Source organism: Paenibacillus sp. OV219 (assembly GCF_900110075.1).
Lineage (GTDB): Bacteria > Bacillota > Bacilli > Paenibacillales > Paenibacillaceae > Paenibacillus_Z.
Genome location: NZ_FOCJ01000005.1, coordinates 279,849 through 303,847, shown reverse-complemented (window position 1 = coordinate 303,847; position 23,999 = coordinate 279,849). Strand labels below are relative to the sequence as shown.

General features: G+C 51.4%; 18 protein-coding genes and 1 riboswitch. Of the genes, 15 read left to right on the top strand and 3 right to left on the bottom strand.

The features are described from left to right. The first annotated feature begins 63 nt into the window (after nucleotides 1-63). Nucleotides 64-2,202: a transglycosylase domain-containing protein gene (locus tag BMY11_RS15195; RefSeq protein WP_090577591.1), complete on the top strand. Its 2,139-nt coding sequence runs from the start codon at nucleotides 64-66 to the stop codon at nucleotides 2,200-2,202. Here the strand turns inward: BMY11_RS15195 and BMY11_RS15190 are convergent. The 3 genes from BMY11_RS15190 to BMY11_RS29300 form a co-directional block, all read right to left on the bottom strand. Beyond that, nucleotides 2,184-4,328 carry a molybdopterin oxidoreductase family protein gene (locus BMY11_RS15190; RefSeq protein ID WP_090577588.1) on the bottom strand — a complete coding sequence of 715 codons (2,145 nt, stop codon included), beginning with the start codon at nucleotides 4,326-4,328 and terminating at the stop codon, nucleotides 2,184-2,186. The two genes, BMY11_RS15195 and BMY11_RS15190, sit on opposite strands and share 19 nt — an antisense overlap. A gap of 51 nt (nucleotides 4,329-4,379) precedes the next feature. Continuing rightward, nucleotides 4,380-5,615, bottom strand: coding sequence for a nitrate/nitrite transporter (locus BMY11_RS15185; RefSeq protein WP_090577871.1), 1,236 nt, complete (start codon nucleotides 5,613-5,615; stop codon nucleotides 4,380-4,382). A gap of 213 nt (nucleotides 5,616-5,828) precedes the next feature. After that, complete coding sequence (locus tag BMY11_RS29300) at nucleotides 5,829-6,398, bottom strand: ANTAR domain-containing response regulator (RefSeq protein ID WP_256217508.1); 570 nt, start codon at nucleotides 6,396-6,398, stop codon at nucleotides 5,829-5,831. A 314-nt stretch (nucleotides 6,399-6,712) separates the two neighbouring features. Between BMY11_RS29300 and nirB the strand changes: the two genes are divergently transcribed. The 14 genes from nirB to BMY11_RS15110 all read left to right on the top strand — a co-directional run bounded on the left by nirB (nucleotide 6,713) and on the right by BMY11_RS15110 (nucleotide 23,897). Then, a complete protein-coding gene (gene nirB, locus BMY11_RS15175; RefSeq protein ID WP_090577585.1) occupies nucleotides 6,713-9,208 on the top strand; it encodes a nitrite reductase large subunit NirB in 2,496 nt (831 codons plus the stop codon). Then, nucleotides 9,201-9,533 carry a nitrite reductase small subunit NirD gene (gene nirD, locus BMY11_RS15170; protein ID WP_090577582.1) on the top strand — a complete coding sequence of 111 codons (333 nt, stop codon included), beginning with the start codon at nucleotides 9,201-9,203 and terminating at the stop codon, nucleotides 9,531-9,533. Before nirB ends, nirD begins: the two co-directional genes overlap by 8 nt. A gap of 14 nt (nucleotides 9,534-9,547) precedes the next feature. Then, nucleotides 9,548-10,378, top strand: a complete 831-nt coding sequence (locus tag BMY11_RS15165; protein WP_090577579.1) for a uroporphyrinogen-III synthase — start codon at nucleotides 9,548-9,550, stop codon at nucleotides 10,376-10,378. A gap of 223 nt (nucleotides 10,379-10,601) precedes the next feature. Further along, on the top strand, nucleotides 10,602-11,156 hold the full coding sequence (locus BMY11_RS15160; protein ID WP_090577575.1) for a GNAT family N-acetyltransferase: 555 nt from the start codon (nucleotides 10,602-10,604) through the stop codon (nucleotides 11,154-11,156). A 116-nt stretch (nucleotides 11,157-11,272) separates the two neighbouring features. Further along, nucleotides 11,273-12,541 carry a Gfo/Idh/MocA family protein gene (locus BMY11_RS15155; protein ID WP_090577572.1) on the top strand — a complete coding sequence of 423 codons (1,269 nt, stop codon included), beginning with the start codon at nucleotides 11,273-11,275 and terminating at the stop codon, nucleotides 12,539-12,541. 424 nt (nucleotides 12,542-12,965) lie between these two features. Beyond that, on the top strand, nucleotides 12,966-13,613 hold the full coding sequence (locus BMY11_RS15150; protein WP_090577569.1) for a DUF4912 domain-containing protein: 648 nt from the start codon (nucleotides 12,966-12,968) through the stop codon (nucleotides 13,611-13,613). A 22-nt stretch (nucleotides 13,614-13,635) separates the two neighbouring features. After that, complete coding sequence (locus BMY11_RS15145) at nucleotides 13,636-16,506, top strand: 1,4-alpha-glucan branching protein domain-containing protein (protein ID WP_090577566.1); 2,871 nt, start codon at nucleotides 13,636-13,638, stop codon at nucleotides 16,504-16,506. After that, nucleotides 16,503-18,917, top strand: a complete 2,415-nt coding sequence (locus BMY11_RS15140) for a sugar phosphate nucleotidyltransferase (RefSeq protein WP_090577563.1) — start codon at nucleotides 16,503-16,505, stop codon at nucleotides 18,915-18,917. Before BMY11_RS15145 ends, BMY11_RS15140 begins: the two co-directional genes overlap by 4 nt. Nucleotides 18,918-19,104: 187 nt before the next feature. Next, entirely contained in the window at nucleotides 19,105-19,809 is a 705-nt protein-coding gene (locus BMY11_RS15135) for a Na-translocating system protein MpsC family protein (protein ID WP_090577560.1), read from the top strand. A gap of 112 nt (nucleotides 19,810-19,921) precedes the next feature. Further along, the gene (locus tag BMY11_RS15130) at nucleotides 19,922-21,109 is read left to right on the top strand and encodes an ATP-binding protein (RefSeq protein ID WP_090577557.1); all 1,188 of its coding nucleotides are present in this window, start codon (nucleotides 19,922-19,924) and stop codon (nucleotides 21,107-21,109) included. Nucleotides 21,110-21,155: 46 nt separating this feature from the next. After that, nucleotides 21,156-21,265, top strand: a riboswitch (TPP riboswitch). Nucleotides 21,266-21,374: 109 nt separating this feature from the next. Next, nucleotides 21,375-22,187, top strand: a complete 813-nt coding sequence (gene thiM, locus BMY11_RS15125) for a hydroxyethylthiazole kinase (RefSeq protein WP_090577553.1) — start codon at nucleotides 21,375-21,377, stop codon at nucleotides 22,185-22,187. Beyond that, a complete protein-coding gene (thiD, locus tag BMY11_RS15120; protein ID WP_090577550.1) occupies nucleotides 22,184-22,996 on the top strand; it encodes a bifunctional hydroxymethylpyrimidine kinase/phosphomethylpyrimidine kinase in 813 nt (270 codons plus the stop codon). Before thiM ends, thiD begins: the two co-directional genes overlap by 4 nt. Next, nucleotides 22,993-23,694, top strand: a complete 702-nt coding sequence (thiE, locus tag BMY11_RS15115; protein WP_090577547.1) for a thiamine phosphate synthase — start codon at nucleotides 22,993-22,995, stop codon at nucleotides 23,692-23,694. Before thiD ends, thiE begins: the two co-directional genes overlap by 4 nt. Further along, on the top strand, nucleotides 23,694-23,897 hold the full coding sequence (locus BMY11_RS15110; RefSeq protein WP_177182660.1) for a hypothetical protein: 204 nt from the start codon (nucleotides 23,694-23,696) through the stop codon (nucleotides 23,895-23,897). Before thiE ends, BMY11_RS15110 begins: the two co-directional genes overlap by 1 nt. The last annotated feature ends 102 nt before the right edge of the window (nucleotides 23,898-23,999 follow it).

Genomic DNA, 23,999 nt, shown 5'->3' with positions numbered 1-23,999 from the left:
CGCATGCTCTGCGAACTACTATCTGAGTGTTGAAGTAGGATTGGAAGAGCAGGTGGTTCATTGATGAATAGTAATCATACGAAAGAGAGCACGAATAAGCGGCGGATCGGATGGACGAAAATAATCGTTTCGCTCGCAGTAGCCATGGTGTTCGTCGGTTTGGCTAGCTGGTTCGCACTTCGTGTAATGGTGGATCGGCAAGATATATCGCTGCTCGCAAAGCCGCTTCCGGCTGAAACGGTTATTATGGACGATAATGAGAAAGAAGCAAGCCGGATAAAGTTGAACACGACGATTGAACCGGTGAGCTATCACGCGTTGCCGAAGCAGCTTATTGATGCTGTAGTTGCTGTAGAGGATAAGAGATTCCTCGAGCATCACGGCACAGATGTGTGGGGAATAGGCCGTGCGCTGTTCACGAATGTAACGAGCGGCAAAACGGTCGAAGGCGCGAGCACGATTACGCAGCAGCTGGCGAAGAATGTCTTCTTGTCGCAAGAGCGGACATGGTCGCGCAAATGGAATGAGGCGCTGCTCGCGAAGAAGATTGAGCAGACCTATAATAAGCAGCAAATTATGGAGATGTATCTGAATCAGATCTATTTTGGCGAAGGGGCTTGGGGCATTAAGCGGGCGGCGAGCACTTATTTCGGGAAGAGCGTCCAGAAGCTCACGTTGTCAGAATCTGCGCTCCTCGCTGGCATTATTAGAGCACCTTCTGCGTTGTCGCCATACAAGCATATGGATGAAGCGAAGGATCGGCGTAATGTGGTGCTGCAACTTATGCGAGATCAGGGCAAGATTAGCTCGAGTACATATGAGGCAGCAAGCAAGCTGCCGATCCGACTAGGCAGCGCCAAGTCGAGCCGGGGAGAAGGGCTGAAGTATCCTTACTTTGTGGATCAGATAATACGCGAAGCTTCTGAACAGTACGGACTGAGCGAGAATGAAGTGCTGCATGGCGGATTGAGGATCTATACGACGCTTAATACGACGATGCAGCAGGCAGCTGAACACGTTTATGCGGATGCATCCGTCTTTCCAAGCAGCAGCTCGGACCAGCTTATTCAGAGTGGCGCCGTTCTGCTAGACCCACGTAACGGCGGCATTAAAGCGCTTATTGGCGGCAGAGGGGACCAGCCCTTTCGCGGATTTAACCGGGCCGTGCAATTAAAGCGCCAGCCGGGCTCGACGATGAAGCCGATCTCGGTGTATACGCCGGCATTCGAGCGCGGTTATCTGCCGAGCGATACGCTTATGGACGAGCCGATTGATTTTGGCGGATACGCACCGAAGAACGCCGGAGGGGGATACCACGGCGAGGTGTCGATCTATGACGCTATCGTCAACTCGTATAACATCCCGGCGGTAGAGCTGCTGAATGAGATGGGCATTGATGCTGGGATGGACGCTGCAGAACGGTTCGGAATCAAGCTGTCTGATGCAGATCGGACGCTTGGGCTCGCGCTTGGCGGACTCCAAGAAGGCGTCTCGCCGCTAACGATGGCAGCTGCGTTCAGCACTTTTTCAAATGATGGCAAGAGGTTCTCTGCACATGCGATTGTTCGCATCGAATCCGCAGACGGAGAGCTGCTTGCAGAAGCGGTATCGGAAGAGCCGATTCAAGTAACGGACCCAGCTGTGGCGCGGACGATGACGTCGATGCTTGAAGGCGTCGTGCAGGAAGGTACCGGCGAAGCGGCAGCTATCGAAGGTCGCCCGATTGCCGGCAAGACGGGGACGACTGAAATGCCAGGTACTGGCGGCGAAGGGATCAAGGACAACTGGTTCGTCGGGTACACGCCTCAGCTTGTCGGTGCAGTATGGCTTGGCTATGATCATACAGATGCATCGCACTACTTAACGACGACGTCGAAGGCTGCAGCTGCTGTTTTTCACGCGCTTATGAGTGAAGCCATGAAGGACGAGCCTGTGATGGATTTTCCAAAAGCTCCTCAGCTGTCAGTGAATAAACACGGCGATCAAAGTGACAAGGGGAAGGAGAAGGAACCGAAGTGGAAACCGGGGTTAGGTCGCGATCATCCAGCCGGTCCTAAGGAGCCAAAGCAACCGAAGGATGATCACAAACCGCATGATAAGAATAGACCTGACGGGAATCAAGAAGACAAGCATTCCCAGGGTGAGCATAAGCCAGGCAAGAAGAAAGACAAGCACGGTGGCGATTATGCTGAAGGCGATTGACTAACGCGCTCCAGGCGGACCGCACATACCTTAAACTCTGGCATTCGGCTGATCGGGTGGAGCGCATCGTTCGTCAGCAGATTGATCGAATGCTCGCCGCCCCAATGGAAAGGAACGAAGACGCTCGTAGGATGGATGTCGGGCGTCACCTTCACATCGAAGACGAGTGAGCCTCTTCGCGTTGTCAGCCGGAGACGGTCTCCGGGACGCAGTAGGATTTGCTCAGCGGCATATGGGTGGATCTCGGCTACAGGAACAGGCGCTTTCTTCAGTAACGCCGCTGTTCGCCTTGTTTGAGCACCGCTCAAATAATGATTACCTAGCCTGCCTGTTGTCAGGATGAACGGATAATCGCGGTCAGTCGTCTCAGCAGGCTTCATCGGCGTAATCGCGTGAAGCTTGGCGCGTCCATCTTGGTGCGAGAAAGCGCCATTCTCGAACATCCGCGGCGTACCAGGATGGTCTGGCGAGGGACAAGGCCAGAACAGCCCTTTCTGTTCTTTCAATCTCGTGTATGACATGCCGCTATAGTCAGCGATACCGCCAGCTGAAGCAAGGCGCAGCTCGTTGAAGACCGCCTCCGGTGAATCGAACGCAAAGTACGAGCCTCGTCCTAACTTCTCCGCCAGCTTGCCGATGATTAGATAGTCCTCAAGCGCCTCTCCAGGTGTTTCGAACGCTTTGGAGCGATGAAAGACACGTCCTTCCAGGTTGGTTAATGTTCCTTCCGCTTCGAGGAAGGATGAAGAGGGTAGCATCCAGTGTGCGTAATCAGCCGTCTCGGTTGCGAACATATCAATAATGACGAGCAGTTCAAGCTTCTTCAGAGCCTCGGCGACTCGTGCGTTGTTGGGACTGGACACAAGCGGATTGGAACCGAGCACGATCATCGCTTTGATCTCACCATCGAGGATTTTGCCATATAGCTCATACGCCGAGACGCCTTTGCCTGGAAGCTCCTCCGGGTCGATGCCCCAGACGGAAGCGACATGGCTTCGCGCTGCCGGATCTTCGATCATTCTGTAGCCGGGCAGCTGGTCAGCCTTCTGTCCATGCTCGCGGCCGCCTTGGCCATTCGCTTGTCCGGTAATCGGACCGAAGCCGCAGCCGGGCTTGCCGATCTTGCCAGTGACGAGACAAAGGTTAATGTAGCTGAGCGTATGTTCGACGCCATTCACTTGCTGCTCAATTCCGCGTGCCGTGAATATCATTCCTGTATCGGCTTGTGCAAAACCGCGCGCAACGGTACGAATGACTTCCTTCGGTATGCCGGTATAGTGCGATACGTTCTCAGGAGAGAAGGGGCGCACCGCTTCGCGTACGTCTGCCAAGCCATTCGTATGCTGCTCCACAAACTTCGCATCGTACAAGCCTTCCTCAAGAATGACGTGCATCAATCCACTTGCGAAGACGGAGTCAAACCCGGGCTGAAGATTTATGTGAATATCTGCGATCTTCGAAGTCATCGTACGGCGGGGATCTATCGTAACGATGATGGCATTCTGCTTCTTCGCTTCGAGCAAATAGGGGATCATCGTCGGCTGGCATTCGGCAATGTTGGTGCCTGCAAGAATAATGTACTTCGCCTTCGGGATATCCTCGAGCGCTATATTCAAACCTCGGTCTACGCCAAAGGCACGATTTTGAGCTGCGGCCGCCGAAGACATGCAATACCGCCCGTTGTAATCGATGTACTTGGTGCGAAGCGCAACACGGGCGAATTTGCCGAGCAGGTAACACACTTCATTCGTCAACGACCCGCCGCCAAATACGGATATGGCATCATACCCGTATTGCGCTTGAATCGCTTGGATTCGGCTTGCGATATCGCTGAGCGCGTCATCCCAGCTTGCCGTCTTCCAAGACGATGTCGTGTCACCTGAAGCGACCTTGCGCATCGGCGCAAGAAGCCGCTCAGAGTGGACAGCATGACCAAGCACATTCAGACCCTTCTGGCATAACCGACCAGTAGCAACAGGGAAGTGTTGGCTCGGTTTTACTTCCCAACCCACTTCATTATCGGCGCGGATGAGATCGATGCCGCACTGCATGCTGCAGTAACAACAGTGAGAGTGAAGCCGCTCTGCATTTGAGGATGCAGAGGCGGTGAGTGGCAATAGCGCCATCGTAATTCCTCCTTTATGCTCGGCTGGCGGTGAGAACTGCGTCGTCTCTCGCTATGACGCGATCGTTGAACGTTGAGAATCAACATGAGAGGAGCGCCCAGCTGTGAACCATGTTCTCTTCCATGAGCCTTGAGCAGCCAAGATTAGGCCGATGCATGTAAGCGCGAAGCCACTTAGGATGAGAAATCCCATCGTATATGACCCGGTCGATAGCTTCAGACTTCCTAACAGATTCGGCAGAAAGTATCCGCCTAAGCCACCGGCTGCCCCGACTATGCCAGTCACGATACCCAGTTCGTTTTTAAAGCGCTGCGGCACAAGCTGGAAGACGGAACCGTTACCCATGCCAAGCGCCATCATGCCGATAAACAGCAGCGGAACGATGAGATAGAGCGGTGGGAGAAAAGAAATGGAGGCCATCATCACGGCGGTCACGCCATAGAGTGCCATTAGCATCCGTACGCCGCCGAATTTATCTGCCAGCCAGCCGCCAAATGGGCGGAAGAAGCTTCCGGCGATGACGCAGACAGTCGTGAAATCAGCCGCTTGCACCGGATTTAAACCATATTGTGTATTGAAGAAGATGGTGAGATAGTTGGCCATGCCGACAAATCCGCCAAAGGTGACGCCGTATAAGAGACAGAACATCCATGTGTCGCGCTGCCTCAGTACAGCGCCGTAATCGGCAGGCTTGCGCGGTGATGGCTGATTCGGGCTGTCCTTAGCCAAAAGGGTGAAGGTGATGAACACCACAGCAATGGGAATCAGCGCGAGGCCGAACACGATATGCCACGATCCAAAATGCTCTGCGAGCCGATTCGCGAATAGCGTTGTGAAGACGGTACCGCTGTTGCCGGCTCCGGCAATGCCCATCGCCAGACCTTGATATTGCGGTGGATACCAGCGGCTAGCGAGCGGCAAAGCTGCAGCGAATGAAGCGCCAGCTATCCCGAGCAGCAGTGCAACAATGTACAGCTCGCTCAGCGAGTCCGCGAATTTCCATCCCCATATAAGCGGTATTACGGTCAGAAGCATGCCGATTTGTCCGGTGCGTTTAGGTCCGATGACGTCGGTCATATAGCCGAGTACAAGCCGTAGAATAGAGCCTCCAAGTATGGGAAGTGCGACTAAATTCGCCTTTTGCGCAGCGTCCATCTGGTAATCGTTCATAATGATGACGGCTAGCGGTCCGAGCAGAACCCAAATCATAAAGCTCGTGTCAAAATATAAAAAGGCGCTCGCGAGTGTTGGGGTATTCCCGCTTTTCAAAAAGCTCTCTTTATTCATCATCTTCCTCAGGTCTCCTCTCCCGTTCCCGGGTTCATTGAACATAAAAAAGCCGCACTGCAGTCATTGGAACTGCAATACGGCCTCATCGCCACTGGCTGCACATCGGTGTGCATGCCAACTATTTACGGAACAGATACACGTCATTGTGATCTTAGTTGCATTATATGCGCGGTGAAATGTTCATGTCAATATAGCTGACATAATATTCTGCTAGCCATGGATCAATTGGTACACCTTGACGATCGAAGCGGCGATATCGCCGATTCGTTTCCGCTCATTCATCGCCTGCTTGCGCAAGAAATCATACGCTTCCGCTTCAGAAATGCCTTTTACCTCACATAGAACGGCTTTTGCTTGGTCAATCCATTTCCGTTCTTCGAGACGCATGAGGAGCTGTTCGCGTTCTTCAGTCCAGTGCTTGCGCTGCTGAAAGTTTCGGAGGCCCCATTGCAGGGCTAGCTTCATTTCGCTCACAGTCATTGAAGGGAATAACAGGCCATCTGGTGTGTAGCCCCAGTCGCCTTGTTTGAGAGCAACGTCTTCGGAGTACAGCCAATAGGTGGGCAAACGTCTCATACTTGTTATCGTCGTCTGCCAATCAATCAGATTGGCATGCGGCACATGGAGGACGACGGCATCCGCGATATGGATATGGTGCTGTGCTTCGCTTGCTGTAGCTGCGCGGTACAGCTTATGGCAGCTTTGCTGTAGATGTGGGGGGGATTGGATGGCAAGTGATTCTGGTTCGATAAGAAGAATTGTTCTCGGTATAACAATCACCTCGCAAAGATGGCATAATCGCCATTCATTCTTACAAAAGAGAGAAAATATGTAATCAAATATAACACCAATAATGGGGCGCGTCGATATCGAAATGGAATTTTCTGTGTAAACATCGTGTAAGTGATCAGCTCTCGCCTAACTTGTGTCAAGTTTGTTGACATACCATTATCCCGCCGCTATACTGAAGCCATGAATATGAACATGGTTGGCACAACGGCGTGCCCCTGATTTTAGGCAATGGAGCCTATCCTGCTTTGTCATGACGACAGCGGGGTAGGCTTTTTATGTTTTTATACGAGGAGAGAGACGCGATGAGACAACGATTGGTAATGATCGGCAACGGCATGGCTGGTGTTTCGTTCGTGGAGCAGCTGTTGAAGCTGAATCCAAAGAGATTCGACGTCACCATTATCGGCGCTGAGCCGTATCCGAACTATAACCGGATTATGCTCTCGTCTGTACTAGCTGGCGACGCGAAGATGCAGGATATTATTCTGAATGATTGGGATTGGTATAAGGAGAATCACATCACCCTTCACACGGGCGAGACTGTGACTTCGATTGATGCAGCAACGAAAGCTGTCATAACAGACAAAGGCGTTTCCATTCCATATGACGAGCTTGTGCTGGCTACTGGCTCGTTGCCTCTCATGCTTCCTCTGCCTGGGGCGGATAAGGAAGGCGTCATTGCATTTCGGGACATCAAAGATTGCGAGACGATGATTGAAACCGCGAAGCATTATCGCAAAGCGATTGTAATCGGCGGCGGGTTGCTCGGACTTGAAGCAGCAAGTGGATTAATTCACTTAAATATGGAAGTGAGTGTTGTGCATAAACATGCTCACATTATGGAGCGTCAACTCGATGCGACCGCCTCACGTATGCTGCAAGAGGAGCTGGAGCGGCAAGGGATGCGGTTCTTGCTGCAGCAGCAATCGGACGCGATTCTTGGTGATGCTCGGGTGAGCGGACTCCGCTTTAAGGATGGAACGGAGGAGGCTGCTGATCTCATCGTGATGGCAGTTGGTATCCGGCCGAACATACAGCTCGCAAGTGAGAGCGGCATTCAAGTGAATCGCGGCATCGTCGTAGACGATTATATGGAGACGAATGTTCCTCATATCTATGCGGTTGGCGAGTGCGCGGAGCATAGAGAGAAGTTATATGGATTGGTTGCACCGCTTTATGAGCAAGGCGCCATTCTCGCCAAGAGGCTCGCGGGGGTCACAGTAGAAGGCTATAAAGGGTCGGTCGTTTCTACGAAGCTCAAAGTATCGGGTGTCCAAGTATTTTCTGCTGGGCGTTATGCGGATGGGCCGGGAACGAAGGCGCTTCGGGTGCAGGATGACTTAGAAGGTGTTTATAAGAAAATCGTGTTTGAGAACGGCAGAGTCGTAGGCGCGGTTCTGTTCGGGGATACGATAGAGAGCTCTAAAGTGTACGCAGCGATACGGAGTGGGGAAGATTATTCAGGCCGAGAGAAAGAAATTCTGTTCGGCGGAGCGGGCTCATCAAGCGGAGGCGGACGAAGCTTAAGCGAGGCAGACCTTGCTGCAGCGATGAGCGGTGACGAGATCGTCTGCGGCTGTAACGGCGTCGCGAAGGAAACCATTGTGGCGGCAATTATGGAAAAAGGCTGCGTCAGCGTTGGCGAAATTAAAGCATGCACGAAAGCATCCGGCAGCTGCGGAACATGCAAGCCGGTTGTGGTAGCGATACTTACGGCGACGATTGGAACAGAGCAAATCGCAGTGGTGAAGGAAGGGATCTGCGGGTGTACGTCGCGTACTCGCGATGATGTTGTCGAGGCTATTCGCCGCATGAGGCTGACAACGACCAAAGAAGTGATGCATGTGCTCGAATGGAATAATCCCGAAGGCTGCTCGAAGTGCCGCCCTGCACTCAACTATTACATTGGCATGATCTACCCGGAAGACCATGAGGATGAGCTGGAATCCCGGTTCGTCAATGAGCGAAACCACGCGAATATTCAGAAGGACGGTACGTTCTCGGTCGTTCCGCGTATCTACGGCGGCGTGACGACCCCGGGAGACTTGAAGAAGATCGCTTCTGTCGCAGAGAAATATAACGTGCCGCTTGTTAAGATTACAGGCGGTCAGCGTATTGACCTGCTTGGCGTGAAGAAGGAGGATCTTCCGAATGTTTGGAAGGATCTCGATATGCCTTCAGGCTACGCATACGGAAAAGCGCTGCGGACGGTGAAAACATGCGTCGGCAATACATTTTGCCGGTTCGGCACGCAGGATGCCATCAAGATGGGTATCGACTTGGAGAAGAAATTTGAACGGTTGAATACGCCGCACAAGGTGAAGCTTGCTGTCTCCGGCTGTCCGCGGAACTGTGCGGAAGCAACGATTAAGGACCTCGGCGTAGTTGCGATTGATGGCGGATGGGAGCTTTATGTGGCTGGCAACGGCGGAATGCGGGTGCGAGCAGCAGATCTGCTTACGAAAGTGAAGACGGAGGAAGAGGTGCTGGAGTGGACCGGCGCTTACTTGCAGTACTACCGCGAGACGGCGAACTTTGGCGAACGGACAAGTGAATGGTCGCTCCGAGTCGGGCTCGATACGATAAAAGTTGCACTTACGAACCAGGTAGATCGCGATGCGCTGAATGAGCGAATTGATATGACGCTTGGTCGTACACAGGATCCGTGGAAGCAAATCGTGGAGAACGATGATCTTCTTAGCGCCTTCGAAGCGCTTACGGCGCCGGTATCCTCGGAAGCGGCAGCAAGCACCGAATCAGGAGCATCGAACAAGAGAGGGGGCGCTGCAGGTGAATGAAGTCATCATAGGCCATTTGTCCGAATTTCCAGAGCGCAGAGGCAGAGTTGTAAGGTTAGGTGATCTTGAGCTTGCGATGTTCAAGCAATCCGATGGCACGGTCAAGGCGATTGAAAACCGTTGCCCGCATAAGGGCGGCAAATTGTCGGAGGGCATGGTGTGCGGGAGTCATGTTTATTGTCCGCTTCATGACTGGAAGATCAGCTTGAATGATGGACTCGTGCAAGCCCCGGATGATGGCTGTGTGGAGACATTCCCTGTCTATATTGACGAGAGAGATTACGTTGTACTGCGGATCGACCTGAGCGAGCCAAAAGTATCATAGAGGAGGAATGTGTTATGTCGCGATTAGATGGCAAAATCATAGCAGTGACCGGTCCGCGAAAAGCCGAGGAGCTAAGCCGTATGATCGGCAAATTCGGCGGTACGGCTGTAATCCGCCCTGCGCAAGGCACGGTGTTTCTCGATGATTCGCAGATAGAGCTGCAGCTGCGGGCGCTCATTGATCATCCGGCTGATTGGCTCATCCTCACGACAGGTGTCGGTACAGAAGCGTTACTGCAAACCGCAGAGAAGCTTGGCTTAGCCGAGCCGTTCCTCGCTGCGCTTGGCCGGATGAAGCTAGCAGCCCGGGGTTACAAAACGGTAAATGCGCTGCGCAAGATCGGGCTTGTGCCCGAAGTGCGCGATGAGGATGGCACTACCGCCGGTCTAATGCGTGCGTTAGACAGCTATGACTTGCAGGGTTGCCGTGTTGCGCTCCAGCTATATGGCGATCCTGCGCCGAAGATTACCGGTGAGCTGCAGCAGCGCGGCGCTGTGTGCGAAGAGCTTCTACCCTATCGACATATCGCGCCAGCTGACGAAGTGATAGAGCAGCTGCTTCACGAGATCATCCGTGGTCAGATCGACGCTGTAACCTTAACCAGCACGGTACAGGTTCGTTATGTGATGGGCTGTGCGGCGCGTCTCGGCATATTGGAAGCGGTACGAGCAGCTTTTGAGACCAGTGTGCTTGCGGTTGCGATTGGCAAAGTGACTGCGGAAGCGATGAGCGAAGAAGGCATCGCGCGCGTCTTATTCCCCGAAGAGGAGCGCATGGGCAATATGCTCGTCGCGATGAGCAAATATTACAACGAAACCGGGGAACAATTGTTAGCTGCTAACTGAATCTGGTGGGGAGCGAAGTGGCGTGTTTGTCAGATAACAAGCGGTTCACAGAGTGTCCGAGAAAGTGGTCTTTGGGACTTCTTCTCGGGCATTTTTCTATGTAGCTCTCCATTCTCACTCGGTTAAGCTTCTCAAAAAAGACGTCGAAGAAGTCTTTCATTTATGCTAACTTAGTAGAGGATATAGAAGTTCAAGCAAGCAGGTCGAGGAGGTTAAGAGCTGAATGACGACTCATTACGCTTGGTCAGGCTCCAAAGTTAGGCTGCGTCCGGTTAAGCCGGAGGATTGGGCAGATTTTCACAACAATGATCTCGATTCCGAGAATGCAAGATTATGTGATGAGATTCATTTTCCACGCTCGGAGGAAGGCACGGGGATGTGGGCGGTACAGCAGGCGCAGAACGGTCCTGACGGAGACAATGTGTTCTTGGCGATTGTAACTCATGACGGGACACTTGTGGGTAGCGTATGTACGGTGAGCTGCAATGCGCGCACAGGAACGTTCAAATATGGCATATCTATTTTTCGCTCATACTGGCGGAACGGATATGCCAAGGATGCGTTGAAGACGTTGCTGCGGTACTACTTTGAAGAGCTTCGCTATCAGAAAGTGAATGCGTCTGTGTATGCGTTTAACGACGGATCTGCCGCACTTCAAGAACATCTTGGATTTCAGCTGGAAGGCACACTACGCAATATGATCTATACGAAAGGCCGGCATTACGACGAGTACATTTATGGCCTGACGAAGGCTGAATTCGAACAACTTTATGGATAATCCTCACATGACTGCCGATTTAGGCAGTCTTGTTCTTTTTAGTCACTTGTTTGGTTGGGTTCACACGCAGCATAATCGAGTATGTAACTATCGAGATGATAGGGAGATGCATGTTGATGCCAAAAGTAACAGCAGCGCTAATCGGAGCTGGTCAGCGAGGGGCTCGCGCGTATGGTCCGTATGGCCTCGAGTTTCCGGAGGAACTGCAGTTTACTGCTGTGGCTGAGCTCGATGCGAACAGGCGCATGAAGTTTCAAGAGGCACATGGCATCGCAACCGAGAATAGCTTCGAGCAATGGGAGCTGCTGCTGGATGGGCCGAAGCTGGCAGATGCTGTTCTGATCTGTACGCAGGATAAGCTGCATTTTGAACCAGCAAAACGAGCGCTTGAACAGGGCTATCATGTCTTGCTCGAGAAACCGATGGCGGTAACCCCGGAGGAGTGCGTGCAGTTAGGTGAAATTGCGGTGAAGCATGACCGGGTATTCGCAATTTGTCATGTGCTGCGCTATACCGAGTTCTATAAACAACTAAAGCAGTTGCTTGTCGATGGCGCGATTGGTCAATTAATTGCGATTCAACATACAGAGAATGTGGAGCACCGCCATCAGGCGCATAGCTTCGTGCGTGGGAATTGGCGTAATTCGGAGTCCTCTAGTCCGATGATTCTATCCAAGAGCTGCCATGACATGGATGTATTACTATGGCTTGCAGATTCGGACTGTACGAAAGTATCGTCGTTCGGGTCGCTGACGCATTTTCGCACCGAGCATGCACCGTTAGGTGCGCCGCTCCGCTGTACGGACGGCTGCCCTGTAGAGCACACTTGCCCGTATTACGCGCCGAAAATGTATTTGGAGCGCGAAGATTGGGCAGGCCTCGCGATACGCAAAGTGGTCAGCGACGATATGAGCAGGGAAGCTGTGTTGCACGAATTGCGGGTTGGACCGTATGGCAGATGCGTCTACCACTGCGATAATAATGTTGTTGATCACCAGGTCGTCAATTTGGAATTCGCGAATGAAGTGACGATAGCCTTCACGATGTGCGCCTTTACGATGGAAGGCGGCAGAACCATGAATCTAATGGGAACCGGAGGCCAGATTCGGGCGCATATGGAGAAGAACATGATTGAGCTGTCGAACTTCTCCACAGGTGAAACGAAGACAATAATGATAGATGCGCCAGCAGAAGGTCATGGCGGTGGTGATTTCGGCATTATGCGTGACTTCATCCATCTGGTGAGTGAAGGCGGCAAGGAAGCGAGCCTAACAGGAGCCAAAGTGTCCGTGCAGAGTCATCTGATGGCATTCGCAGCTGAGAAATCTCGACTCGAAAGTCGTGTTATTGAGATGGAGCACTATCGGCTATCGCTGCTCGGATAGCTTGTTAGATGCTTGAGAACGGACTGAACGAATCCCTCATTTGTTCAATAAGTAAGAAAAGTGACTGTTTTGTTACAAGGCGTGTCAGCCGTAGCGTGATTGCTGTCGAAGGTCGGCCAATATAAGGAAATCTCCCGACAGCATGAGTCAAACACGGAATGGGTATTTAGTCCCCTAGTTCTTTATGCCTGTTTGTGTATCACGCAGATAAAGCGTATTCAATGATAGATTTTCACGAAAAAAACACATGAATTTGGAAATAGAGACATGGGACATCTGCTGCAGATGAGCCCTTGTCTCTATTTTTTTTTACCTGCATCGTTCGAGCAAATTTTCAGCCAGATCCCTTTATAATGCGTAAATATGCGGCAGGTGTTTGGCGACTGTAGAGCGGCCGCAATGATTAAAGGGGGTACGTTGTCGTTTGGAAGAAATCATTCGATTAAAGCAAGAAGGATTGACTCAGCGGGAAATTGCAGCGCGTCTTGGTATTAGCAGCAGTAAGGTCAGGTATCATCTGGCGAAGCATGGGCTTCTGCCACAGGGTAGCCGCAGCAGCGGAAGAAACGGTGAAATGGTAGAAGTTCCGGATGTGGACTTTGCATACTTGCCGCAGACTGCAGGTCTCCATCAGGACAGGCTTGTGCTGCTCCCGAGAGATCCGAAGACCTTATATGTCTATTGGATGCTGACCGAGCGGCGAATTCGGATGATTGAGCAGCATTTTCATTGCGCATGGCATGAGCTGCCCAAATGGCTGCGGGTCTATGACGTATCGTACACGGCTTTCAATGGCGATAACGCAAACCGGTCTTGGGATATTCAGGTGAACTCAGATGCAGACAATTGGTTTATCAAAGAGATGTCTGCGGGAACTGTCTTCTGTGTCGATTTCGGTACGACTGCGATTGACGGCAGATTCATTACGCTGCTTCGCTCCAATGTAGCCGCGACGCCGAGGCTTAGTAGCGAGCACAGCTCCGCTGAGAATAATAGCGTGTGGGCAAGTGTTGAGCCAATTAAGCAGCCTGATTGGGCTGAATCGTTCACCGGGTACTCCATTGCAGAATAAACAGCCGGAAAGGAAGTCTACTGTGGAAAAAGGTTATCTCTCCATCGTGCTGCACGCACACTTGCCCTATGTGCACCATCCTGAAAGTGAACGCTATATCGAAGAACGCTGGCTGTTTGAGGCCATTACGGAGACGTATATTCCGCTGCTCGACATGATGGAAGGGCTCGTCCGAGATCAAGTTGCGTTCCAGCTGACGATGTCAATGACGCCGACGCTGCTCTCCATGCTCGCAAGTCCGCTGCTGCAGGAGCGGTATGTTAAACATATGGATCAGCTGATCGAACTAGCGGATAAAGAGATTGCTAGAGTGCAAGAAGATGAAGCGCTGCTGCCGGTGGTCATGATGTATGCGGAGAAGTTCCGTCATATGCGTCTGCGCTTTGTGGAGACTTACAGCAGCTGCATCATCGAAGGCTTCAAAGCGATGTCGGATCAAGGCTACTTGGAGATCATCACCTCATCCGCAACGCATGCCTTCTTGCCATATATTCGCACGGAGCAAGCGCTGCGAGCGCAGATCGAGAATGCCGTGAAGGTGCATCGGGCCCACTTCGGCAAAGCGCCGCGCGGCATATGGTTGCCGGAATGCGGATACCGCGAGGAGCTTGATCATGTACTTCGGGAATTCGGCATCCAGTTCTTTATGACGGATAGCCATGTGTTCCAGCACGCGGATCCATCGCCGGCTCAAGGCGTATACGCGCCGATCGTGACTCCCGGAGGTATCGCCGCATTCGCCAGGGATGAAGAAACATCAAAGCAGGTATGGAGCGCGCAAGAAGGCTATCCAGGTGATTTCGATTACCGTGAATATTATCGTGATATTGGCTATGAACTCGATATGGAATATTTGAATCCGCATCTCCCGATTGACGGGCTGAGATTGAACACCGGGATGAAATACTGCCGCATCACAGGCAATAACGCCGAGAAGCAGATTTACAATCTAGACTGGGCACGCCAGAAGGCCCAGTACCATGCAGGCAACTTCATGTTCAACAGGGAGAAGCAAACGGAGCATCTAGCGGGGAACATGCACCGCAAACCGATCATTGTCGCGTCGTATGACGCGGAGCTGTTCGGCCATTGGTGGTACGAAGGACCAATGTGGCTGGAAGAACTGTTCAGAAAGCTGGATTCCGAGCAGCAGACAGTTAAGCTGTCGACGCCTGCGGCTTATTTGGCAGAATATCCGGTCAATGAACAGTGCCGTCTCTCTTTCTCCACGTGGGGAAGAGGCGGATATGGTGAAGTATGGTTAAACGATACGAATCAGTGGATCTATCGCCATCTTCACAATATGGAAGAGCAGATGATCGAGCTAGCTGATCGGTATACAGTAGCTGATGATCAGACGACAAGAGCGCTTAATCAAGCGGCTCGCGAGCTGCTGCTAGCGCAAAGCAGCGACTGGCCATTCATTATGGATAATCGCACAATGGTAGACTATGCCGTCAGACGAGTGAACAATCACGTCGGCCGTTTCGGTCGGATCTATGAAATGCTGCAGACAGGATTCATAGATGAGCGCTGGCTAACTGAGGTTGAGCTTCGAGATAATCTGTTCCCAGACTTGGATTACCAAATCTACTTCTCCGGTAGATACATAGGCGGCGATAACATCGTTCATTTACAGGCTTCATCATCAGGATTCAAAGTGCTCATGCTGGCGTGGGAATACCCCCCGATGGTTGTCGGCGGTTTATCGAGACATGTCTATGATCTAAGCCGTACGATTGCACGACTTGGAACTGAAGTCCATGTTATTACTTGTCATGTGGACGGCTGTCCGGCGTATGAGGTTGATGGCGGGGTCCATGTGCACCGCGTAAGGGCCTATCAATCTGCTAATCTCTCGTTCATGGAATGGATTCTGCAGCTGAATCTCGCCATGACCGATTATGCTTCGCATTTGATCAGCCATTATGGCGTGTTCCAACTGATTCATGCCCATGACTGGCTGGTGAATCAAGCGGCGAAGACTTTGAAGCACCAATTCGGCTTGCCGTTAGTTGCAACGATCCATGCGACCGAGCATGGCCGCAATCAAGGGATTCATACGGAGCTTCAGCATCAGATTCATCATCAGGAGTGGGAGATGACGTATGAAGCATGGCGGGTCATCGTGTGCAGCGAGTATATGGAGAGGGAATTACAGGGGCTCTTTCAACTGCCAGCGGATAAGCTTAATGTCATCCCTAACGGTGTAATCATAGACGACTTCCAAGTCTTATCAAATCCATCTGAACCTGCTGCCCAAGAGCCTTTCGCGCTGCCAGACGAGAAGATCATCTTCTATGTTGGCAGAATGGTGCGAGAGAAAGGCGTTCATGTCCTGCTCGAAAGCATTCCTGCTGTGCTTGCGGTATGTCCAGAAGCGAAGTTTGTACTAGCGGGCAGAGGACCGATGCTTGATGAGCTGAAATTCCGCGCATTCGAGCTTGGTATTAGCGATAAAGTCTTCTTCCCTGGATTTATAGACGACAGCGCAAGAAACCGACTGTTCCGATCAGCCTACGCCGCCGTTTTCCCGAGTCTATACGAGCCGTTCGGCATCGTCGCGATTGAGGCGATGGCAGCACAGCTCCCGGTTATCGTGTCTGGTGTCGGCGGGCTAGCGGAAATCGTCCAAGACGGTGAAGATGGCTTCACGGTGCTACCAGGCGATGTGCAGTCATTAAGTTCGCGGCTCATTATGATGCTGCAAGATGAGTCCAATGCCGAAGCGATGGCGAGGAATGCATTCCATAAAGTGCTTGATCACTATGATTGGAATACGATAGCACGCGAAACAATCGGCACGTACCGCCAAGTTCGACTGGAGCAAGCACAGCTGCAAGCCAGCAAGGAAGCGGCTGCCACAATTGAAATTACAGGAGGGCTACAATGAAAGCTGTCATTATGGCTGGTGGAAAAGGAACCCGACTTCGCCCATTAACGAGCAATACGCCGAAACCTATGGTTCCTCTCTTGGACCGTCCGGTCATGGAATACACGATTGCACTACTGAAGAAGCACGGCATCACGGACATCGCGGTAACGGTGCAGTTCATTCCTGAAGCGATTCGAAATTATTTTGACGATGGCTCGGATTTCGGTGTCCGTCTTCATTATTTCGAAGAGCAAAGTCCGCTCGGCACAGCCGGCAGTGTGAAGAATGCAGAGCAGTTCCTAGATGAGACGTTCGTGGTCATCAGCGGTGATGCGCTCACGGATTTCGACCTTACCCGTGCGATTGAGTATCATCGAGAGAAGAGCTCTGTAGCAACGCTAGTGTTAACGCAAGTGGACAGCCCGCTAGAGTTCGGCGTAGTGATGACCGATGAGAACGGCCTCATCAACCGGTTTTTGGAGAAGCCAAGCTGGGGTGAAGTGTTCAGCGATACGGTCAACACAGGCATCTATATCTTGGAGACGGAAGTGTTCCAGTATTCGGAGAAGAATCAAGAGTTCGACTTCAGCAAAGATCTATTCCCGATGCTAATGAAGAATAATCGTCCGATGTATGGCTATGTAGCGGATGGTTATTGGTCGGATATCGGTAACTTGAACCAATACAGGCAGACGCAGTTCGATATGCTGGATGGTAAAGTCGCGATTGAATTGCCAGGACATGAGATCGCGCCTGGCGTATGGGTAGGCGAGCGTGTGAAGATTGATCCAACCGCTTCGATTATCGGTCCAGCCTATATCGGGGAGCGCAGCGTCATCGGGAAACAGGCTATGATTGGCGAATATAGCATTATTGGCGGCGGGTCTATGATTCTGGACCATGCATCGGTAGAAAGAACCGTGCTTTGGAAGCACAATATGCTGGATAATAACGTGGAGATCAATGGCGCTACGCTATGCCGCAACGTGATTTGCCGTTACGGCGCTTCGATTCGAGAAGACGCAGTGCTTGGCGACAATTGCGTCGTAGGCATTCATAGTGTTGTAGCCTCAGGTGTGAAAATGTTCCCGAACAAGTCAGTCGAAGACAATGCCGTCTTGAAACACTCGCTCATCTGGGGTGAGCAGGCGGCGAAGACAATCTTCGGACAGTTTGGCGTCAAAGGCGCATGTAACGTCCATATGACGACCAGCTTCGTGAATCGGTTGTCGATGGCGCTCAGCACTGCGCTGCCGCCGGGGGTTACGGTCGGTATCGGCTATGACTCGGCGCCGTTCGCTGAATTAATGGCGGAAGCTTTCACTTCCGGACTTCATGCTTCGGGTATCCATACGTATCATTTTGGCGCAGTTACTTCCTCCATTGCCCGCTATGCGGCATGTCATCTCGATTGTGCTGCTGGCATCTATGTACGAATGACGGAGGAAGATGGAGAAGAGCAAGCGGTTATTGAGTTTCTGGATGAGAAGGGCTTGCCGATTACGAAAGCGATGGAGCGCAAAGTCGAGAACGCCTACGTGCAGGAGGACCAGCGCATCATCAAATTAAGCGAGGTCGGGCGTAAGCGTACTTGTCCGGAAGTGGGGCGTCTATATCGCCGCGATCTGCTCGAAGCCGTGGATACACAGCTCATCGCAAGCCGTTCGTATAAAGTAGTGACGGTATATAACGGACACAATCTGAATCATGTGCTGCCGGAGTTTCTACAGGAGCTGGGCTGCCGCGTCATTCAGCTGAACAGTGTCGTAACGGAACCGGCGGAGCTTGCACATTGGGTGCGAGATAACGGTGCTGATTTTGGTGTCATGCTCGACACGAACGGGCAGCGGATTCAGCTTGTCACGGAGCAGGGAGAGCTTATCTCGGATGAGCTTACTCATATGCTTCAGATGCGCATCCAGCTGCAAGCTTCCAAGGACGACGTCATACAGGTGCCGGTTCATTTTCCAGAGATTGCAGAACTGATGGTTGCGCAGAGCAATCGTAAGGTAGCACGGACGAAGGCGGACACGCGTTCCATCCTGGAGAGCTGTCAGCAAGGCGGCTTCCATGTCTATCTCGACGGTATCTATACACTCGTACGCAGCATGGAGATGATGGCGTTCATGGGGGCCACACTATCCGAGCTTGTCCAGACGATACCTGCTTTTGCACTGCTGAAGGAAAAGGTCGATTGTCCATGGTCAGAAAAAGGGAAGGTTATGCGCTTTTTGATGCAGGAGACGAAGGGGAAGCATGTCGAGCTTATTGATGGAATCAAGATCTTCCATGACGAAGGCTGGACGCTCATTCTTCCTGATCATGAGAAGCCGATTTTTCAGGTGTATGCGAATGCACAGTCCCAGCTGGCAGCCAAGCAGTTGGCAGCGTCTTATGCGGATAAGATTCGAAAGTATCGGAGCAGTTAATAGAGGCGGAAACAACAAACAACCACATCCTTATCGGGTGTGGTTGTTTGTCTATGATGATCTATGAATAGAAAAAGCGAAAAATATAGATAATTGATAAGAATAGTTGTCTAACTCTCGAAGAATCATTAAAATACAGGTAGGGTAGAGGATATGATGCTTCTGCCTACAGATAAGAGTGAATGTTATGGAAACAAATGACAAACAGATTCAAGCAGAGCTAACAAGCCACATTGGCAGATTGCTAAGGGATGCTTTCGGTAAAGGACCACAGTCCATTTTCGTTAGCATTAACCGGCCTTTCGTGATTATTTATTTGCGGAATTTCCTTTCACCTACGGAAAAGATTTTACTTAAGCAAGATCAAGTCTATGCGATCCAGACTACGAGAGATCTGTTAATGAAATCGTTATTTCCTGAGATGAAGGCATATATACTACTGCTCACAGGCATGAATATTCAAGAATTCTATTATGACTGGGGCTTGCACAATCAATCCGGCGTCATGGTCGGCATTGACTCCGAGGAGGACCATCCGTTCTCCACAAATGTACATGGGACGTACGCAGGCCAAGAAGAGCTTCACCAAGAAATTGACTTGATCAGTCATAATGTGGAGAAGAAGCCGGAGAAAACCTACTCCTATAAGATCAATGAAAGAACTATACTCGTTATGCGCATCGGGATTCTGATTAGTATTGAGAAAGAATTGATTCGTATCGGACAAGAAGAGACGTTGAAGCTGGCTAAACGCAATTTGGAGAAGGGCCATCTTCACCGGAACAATCGCTTCCAGAAGATACTTCATGCAGGCGTCGTTGATGCTTTTGTCGATTGGGATTTTCATCTCGATAAATCCATCATCGTCCTCATCCTGCATCCAAGTCCATAAGAGGTCTTAATGGGCCAGACACGGCGCTGGACATAAGCCTAAGTAAGAGCCAGCGAGAGCGGCTTTTATTTAGGCTTTTCTCATTTCAAACTATTCAGAAGGAGTGCTATCTTTGTACAAGAACCATTCATATGAATCTGGGCAAAATACGAGCTATACCAATAACCATATCCCGGATGAATACTGGCAGATATTCGATATCTCTCCAGGCGGGGTATCTATCGCTACGGATCGTAACTGTACATCAATCCTGCATAATCGGAAAGCGTCGCGAATGCTGCGCATTCCGGCGGGTGGTGTCTTCTCCCACTCCTCACTCAAGCCGCCGAGTGTCAAAGTGTTTCGAGAAGGGATAGAACTACTAGCGGACGAAATGCCGATGCAACGCTCCGGCCGCGACAGAGAAGAAGTGCAGGATGAAGTATTGGAATTTGTATGGGATGATGGGCATCGCACGATTTCCGTCTGGAATTCCGTTCCTATACTTGACGAGGCAGGTCAAATTCTCGGCGTGCTTGCGACATCAGAGGAGATTACGCGGTTCGTGCTTCGGGAGCGGGAGATCCAATTGGATAAAGAATATCTTGAGCATGTCGTTACGGAGAAGATCGAAGAACAAACGAGACTCCGCAGCGAGGTGGAGCGGTTGGATCGGTTCAGCCTCGTCGGTCAGATGGCAGCTAGCATCAGTCATGAGATTAGAAATCCAATTGCCACAGTTAGAGGGTTCTTGCAGTTAAATCAGCGGAATCAGACTTACAATGCCTACTATAACAATCTTATCATCAGCGAACTGGATCGAGCCAACGAGATTATAGGTAATTTCCTATCTCTCTCGAAGCAAAATGATTCCTCGGTACGAGAGATGCAGGACTTGTCGGAATCATTGGGAGTCGTGCTCCCTTTATTGGAAGCAGATGCAACGATGATGGGCAAGAACGTGGTGTTTATCGAGAAGTCCGTATCGCCGATACCGCTTAACTCGAAAGAAATTCAACAGGTGCTCATTAACTTGGTGAGGAACAGCCTCGAGGCATCTGAAATTGGCTCGACTGTCATCGTGGAAATATTCGAGGATGAGGAGCGATTAGGCTTCTTCGTTCAGGATGAAGGATCTGGTATTCCTAAGTCAATCATCGAACAGATCGGCACCCCATTCTTGACGACGAAAGAGAAGGGGACAGGTCTTGGTTTGTCGATTTGCTATGACATTGCAAGACGTCATTCCGCGGAGATTCAGATTGAAAGTGCGCCTACGGGCACTATATTTACGTTTGTATTTACCAAGTCATCGCTCTAAAAAATGTAGTTGCATTTTACGAAAAGGTAGACTACACTTGTCACAATTGAATACTCGCGGGAGCTTGCGGAATGCAGGCTGAGAGTACGGCTAACCTGTCGTAGACCGTTTAACCTGTTGGGTAATGCCATCGTAGGAAGGTACAGCTAAAGCATGCGTTAATTAATGCGCTCTGCCTGCGACTAATTTGTTGCGGACGGGGCGTTTTTTGTTGCTCAGGCATGTTAATGCTTGAACTATATCATGTGAGGGAGATGTGGGTCAGATGAATAATCAAGAAGTGGTACAGATTTGGTCGAAAATGAAACAAGTGAATCCACTCGTTCACAACATTACGAATGTGGTTGTTACGAATTTCACAGCAAATGGGCTGCTCGCGGTTGGAGCGTCGCCAATTATGGCTTACGCCAAAGAAGAAGTCGCTGATGTTGCCTCGTTCTCAGGCGCGCTCGTGCTCAATATCGGCACATTGAACAACACAGAGATCGAGGCGATGAAGTTAGCTGGCGCTTCCGCCAATGAACACGGAGTTCCTGTTGTGTTTGATCCAGTTGGTGCAGGCGCGACAGCTTACCGTACAGAGACGGCAAGAGATCTTATGAATACGCTTCGTGTTGATATAGTGCGCGGTAATGCGGCGGAGATCGCTAATGTGGTCGGTCGTGAATGGAGCATTAAAGGCGTGGACGCAGGCGTTGGAAACGGCGATGTGCTAGAGCTTGCGAAGCATGCGGCGGAGCAATTGAACTCCGTTGTCGTTATAACTGGCAAAGAAGATGTAGTCGCTGATCGGACATCCACTTACGTCGTTCGTGGCGGCGACGTGATTCTAACGCGTGTTACTGGCACGGGCTGCTTGCTCACCTCGGTGATTGGCGCATTCGCAGCGGTCGAAGCTGATTTCGCGAAAGCAGCGGTCGCAGCGCTTGTTATGTATAGTGTAGCTGCGGAACTCGCAGCAGCGAAGACGGCGGAGCAAGGGCCAGGCAGCTTCCAGATTGAGTTCTTGAATCAATTGGCCCTCGTATCGGCTGATGATATTGAACGACTTGGTCAGGTGGAGCGAGTTAACGTATGACGATTGCACGCGCTCTAACAATAGCAGGGTCAGATAGCGGAGGCGGCGCTGGCATTCAAGCCGACCTCAAGACGTTCCAGGAGCTGCGCGCATTCGGCATGTCGGCGATTACAGCCGTGACCGCACAGAATACGCTTGGCGTGCAAGGGATTTATCCGATGTCGACTGAGGCCGTGGCGAAACAGATTGATGCCATTGGTGAAGATATCGGAGCAGATGCCGTGAAGACAGGAATGCTCTTCTCCAGCGACATCATCATCTGTGTAGCTGAGAAGCTGCAGCAGTATAAATGGGAGAAAGTCGTCGTCGATCCCGTTATGATCGCCAAAGGCGGCGCGGCGCTGCTGCTTAAAGAGTCGATTCGCGCCTTGAAGCAATCGCTATTGCCGCTTGCATATGTGGTCACTCCGAATATTCCAGAGGCGGAGCTTCTCACAGATATGCAGATTATCTCTCTTGAGGACCGCAAGGAAGCAGCTAAGAAGCTAGTGGCTTATGGCGCGAAGCATGTAGTGATGAAAGGCGGGCATGATCCGGCCGAAGCAGATGAAATTGTCGATCTGCTCTATGATGGCCGCGATTTCTACGAATTCCGCAGCGACCGCAAGGCGACGCGGCACACGCACGGGACAGGGTGCACTTTCGCAGCAGCAATCACCGCGGAGCTTGCGAAGGGCCAATCGGTTCTCGATGCTGTACCGGTTGCCAAAGCATTCATCCAAGCGGCAATTGAAGATACGCTGCATCTCGGACATGGACATGGTCCAACGAATCATTGGGCTTACCGGGAGAGAAGGAATAACAGATGAATGAACATACATGGCACGATGCGGCGATCCGAGAGGCGCTGCAGGTGTATTTCATAATGGGCAGCAACAATTGTTTGAAAGATCCGCTACTTGTACTGGAAGAAGCCATCGAAGGCGGCATTACGCTGTTCCAATTCCGTGAGAAAGGAACAGGTGCGCTGAAGGGCGAGGCAAAGGTGGAGATAGCTTCTCGGATGCGTGAGCTGTGCCGGTGGCATGGTGTTCCTTTTATCGTGAATGATGACGTGGAATTGGCTATTACGATAGACGCGGATGGCGTACATGTCGGGCAGGAGGACGAAGGCGCAGCAGCGGTTCGTGAGAGAATCGGCGGTAAGCTGCTCGGTGTGTCGGCTTATAACGTTGCAGAGGCGGAAGCTGCCATTCGATCTGGCGCTGATTATATTGGCGTCGGTCCATTGTTCACGACGCAAACGAAGGAAGATGCCAAGGCTGCTTCAGGGCTGCTGGTGCTTGCTGAGATGCAAGGCAGTGATATCCGCATTCCAATTGTCGGCATCGGCGGCATAACGGCTGCGAATGCGGGAGAGGTAATCCGCGCTGGAGCAGACGGCGTTTCCTTCATCACCGCGATCTCACATGCGGAGGATCCGACTGGAGCTGCGCGAGAGCTGCTGCATGCTGTCCAATCTGTACGGGGGACTAGCGGCTATAACTTGCGAGCAGGTGAGCAGTGATGACAGCAGATCCCGAAGAGAGCAAGCTTGAAGTCGAGCAGCAAGTCGGCAAAATCCAAGGTTTATTGCTCGGTCTTCAGCATGTGTTTGTATCGAATGTATGGCTGGATCCGCTATTCATTGCAGCGATGATCGGCATGACTCCGATAGCAACGACTTCTTTTATTAATACGGTATTCGTCGTAGATTGCACTGCCTTCTAACCTTGCATCGCTGCCTGGCTTCTGGGGAACGCTGCTATCGAATGCGATTCTAGTAGGTGCGGTCAGCGTGCTCTTGCTTCAATTGCTTCTTGTGAAGCTGCC

Coding starts and splice junctions, on each gene's coding strand:
- BMY11_RS15155 (WP_090577572.1), top strand. CDS start 11,273: ATGCCAAAAGTAACAGCAGCGCTAATCGGAGCTGGTCAGCGAGGGGCT.
- thiE (WP_090577547.1), top strand. CDS start 22,993: ATGAATGAACATACATGGCACGATGCGGCGATCCGAGAGGCGCTGCAG.
- BMY11_RS15195 (WP_090577591.1), top strand. CDS start 64: ATGAATAGTAATCATACGAAAGAGAGCACGAATAAGCGGCGGATCGGA.
- BMY11_RS15185 (WP_090577871.1), bottom strand. CDS start 5,615: ATGAATAAAGAGAGCTTTTTGAAAAGCGGGAATACCCCAACACTCGCG.
- thiM (WP_090577553.1), top strand. CDS start 21,375: ATGAATAATCAAGAAGTGGTACAGATTTGGTCGAAAATGAAACAAGTG.
- nirB (WP_090577585.1), top strand. CDS start 6,713: ATGAGACAACGATTGGTAATGATCGGCAACGGCATGGCTGGTGTTTCG.
- BMY11_RS15160 (WP_090577575.1), top strand. CDS start 10,602: ATGACGACTCATTACGCTTGGTCAGGCTCCAAAGTTAGGCTGCGTCCG.
- BMY11_RS15165 (WP_090577579.1), top strand. CDS start 9,548: ATGTCGCGATTAGATGGCAAAATCATAGCAGTGACCGGTCCGCGAAAA.
- BMY11_RS15190 (WP_090577588.1), bottom strand. CDS start 4,328: ATGGCGCTATTGCCACTCACCGCCTCTGCATCCTCAAATGCAGAGCGG.
- BMY11_RS15135 (WP_090577560.1), top strand. CDS start 19,105: ATGGAAACAAATGACAAACAGATTCAAGCAGAGCTAACAAGCCACATT.
- BMY11_RS15110 (WP_177182660.1), top strand. CDS start 23,694: ATGACAGCAGATCCCGAAGAGAGCAAGCTTGAAGTCGAGCAGCAAGTC.
- BMY11_RS15140 (WP_090577563.1), top strand. CDS start 16,503: ATGAAAGCTGTCATTATGGCTGGTGGAAAAGGAACCCGACTTCGCCCA.
- thiD (WP_090577550.1), top strand. CDS start 22,184: ATGACGATTGCACGCGCTCTAACAATAGCAGGGTCAGATAGCGGAGGC.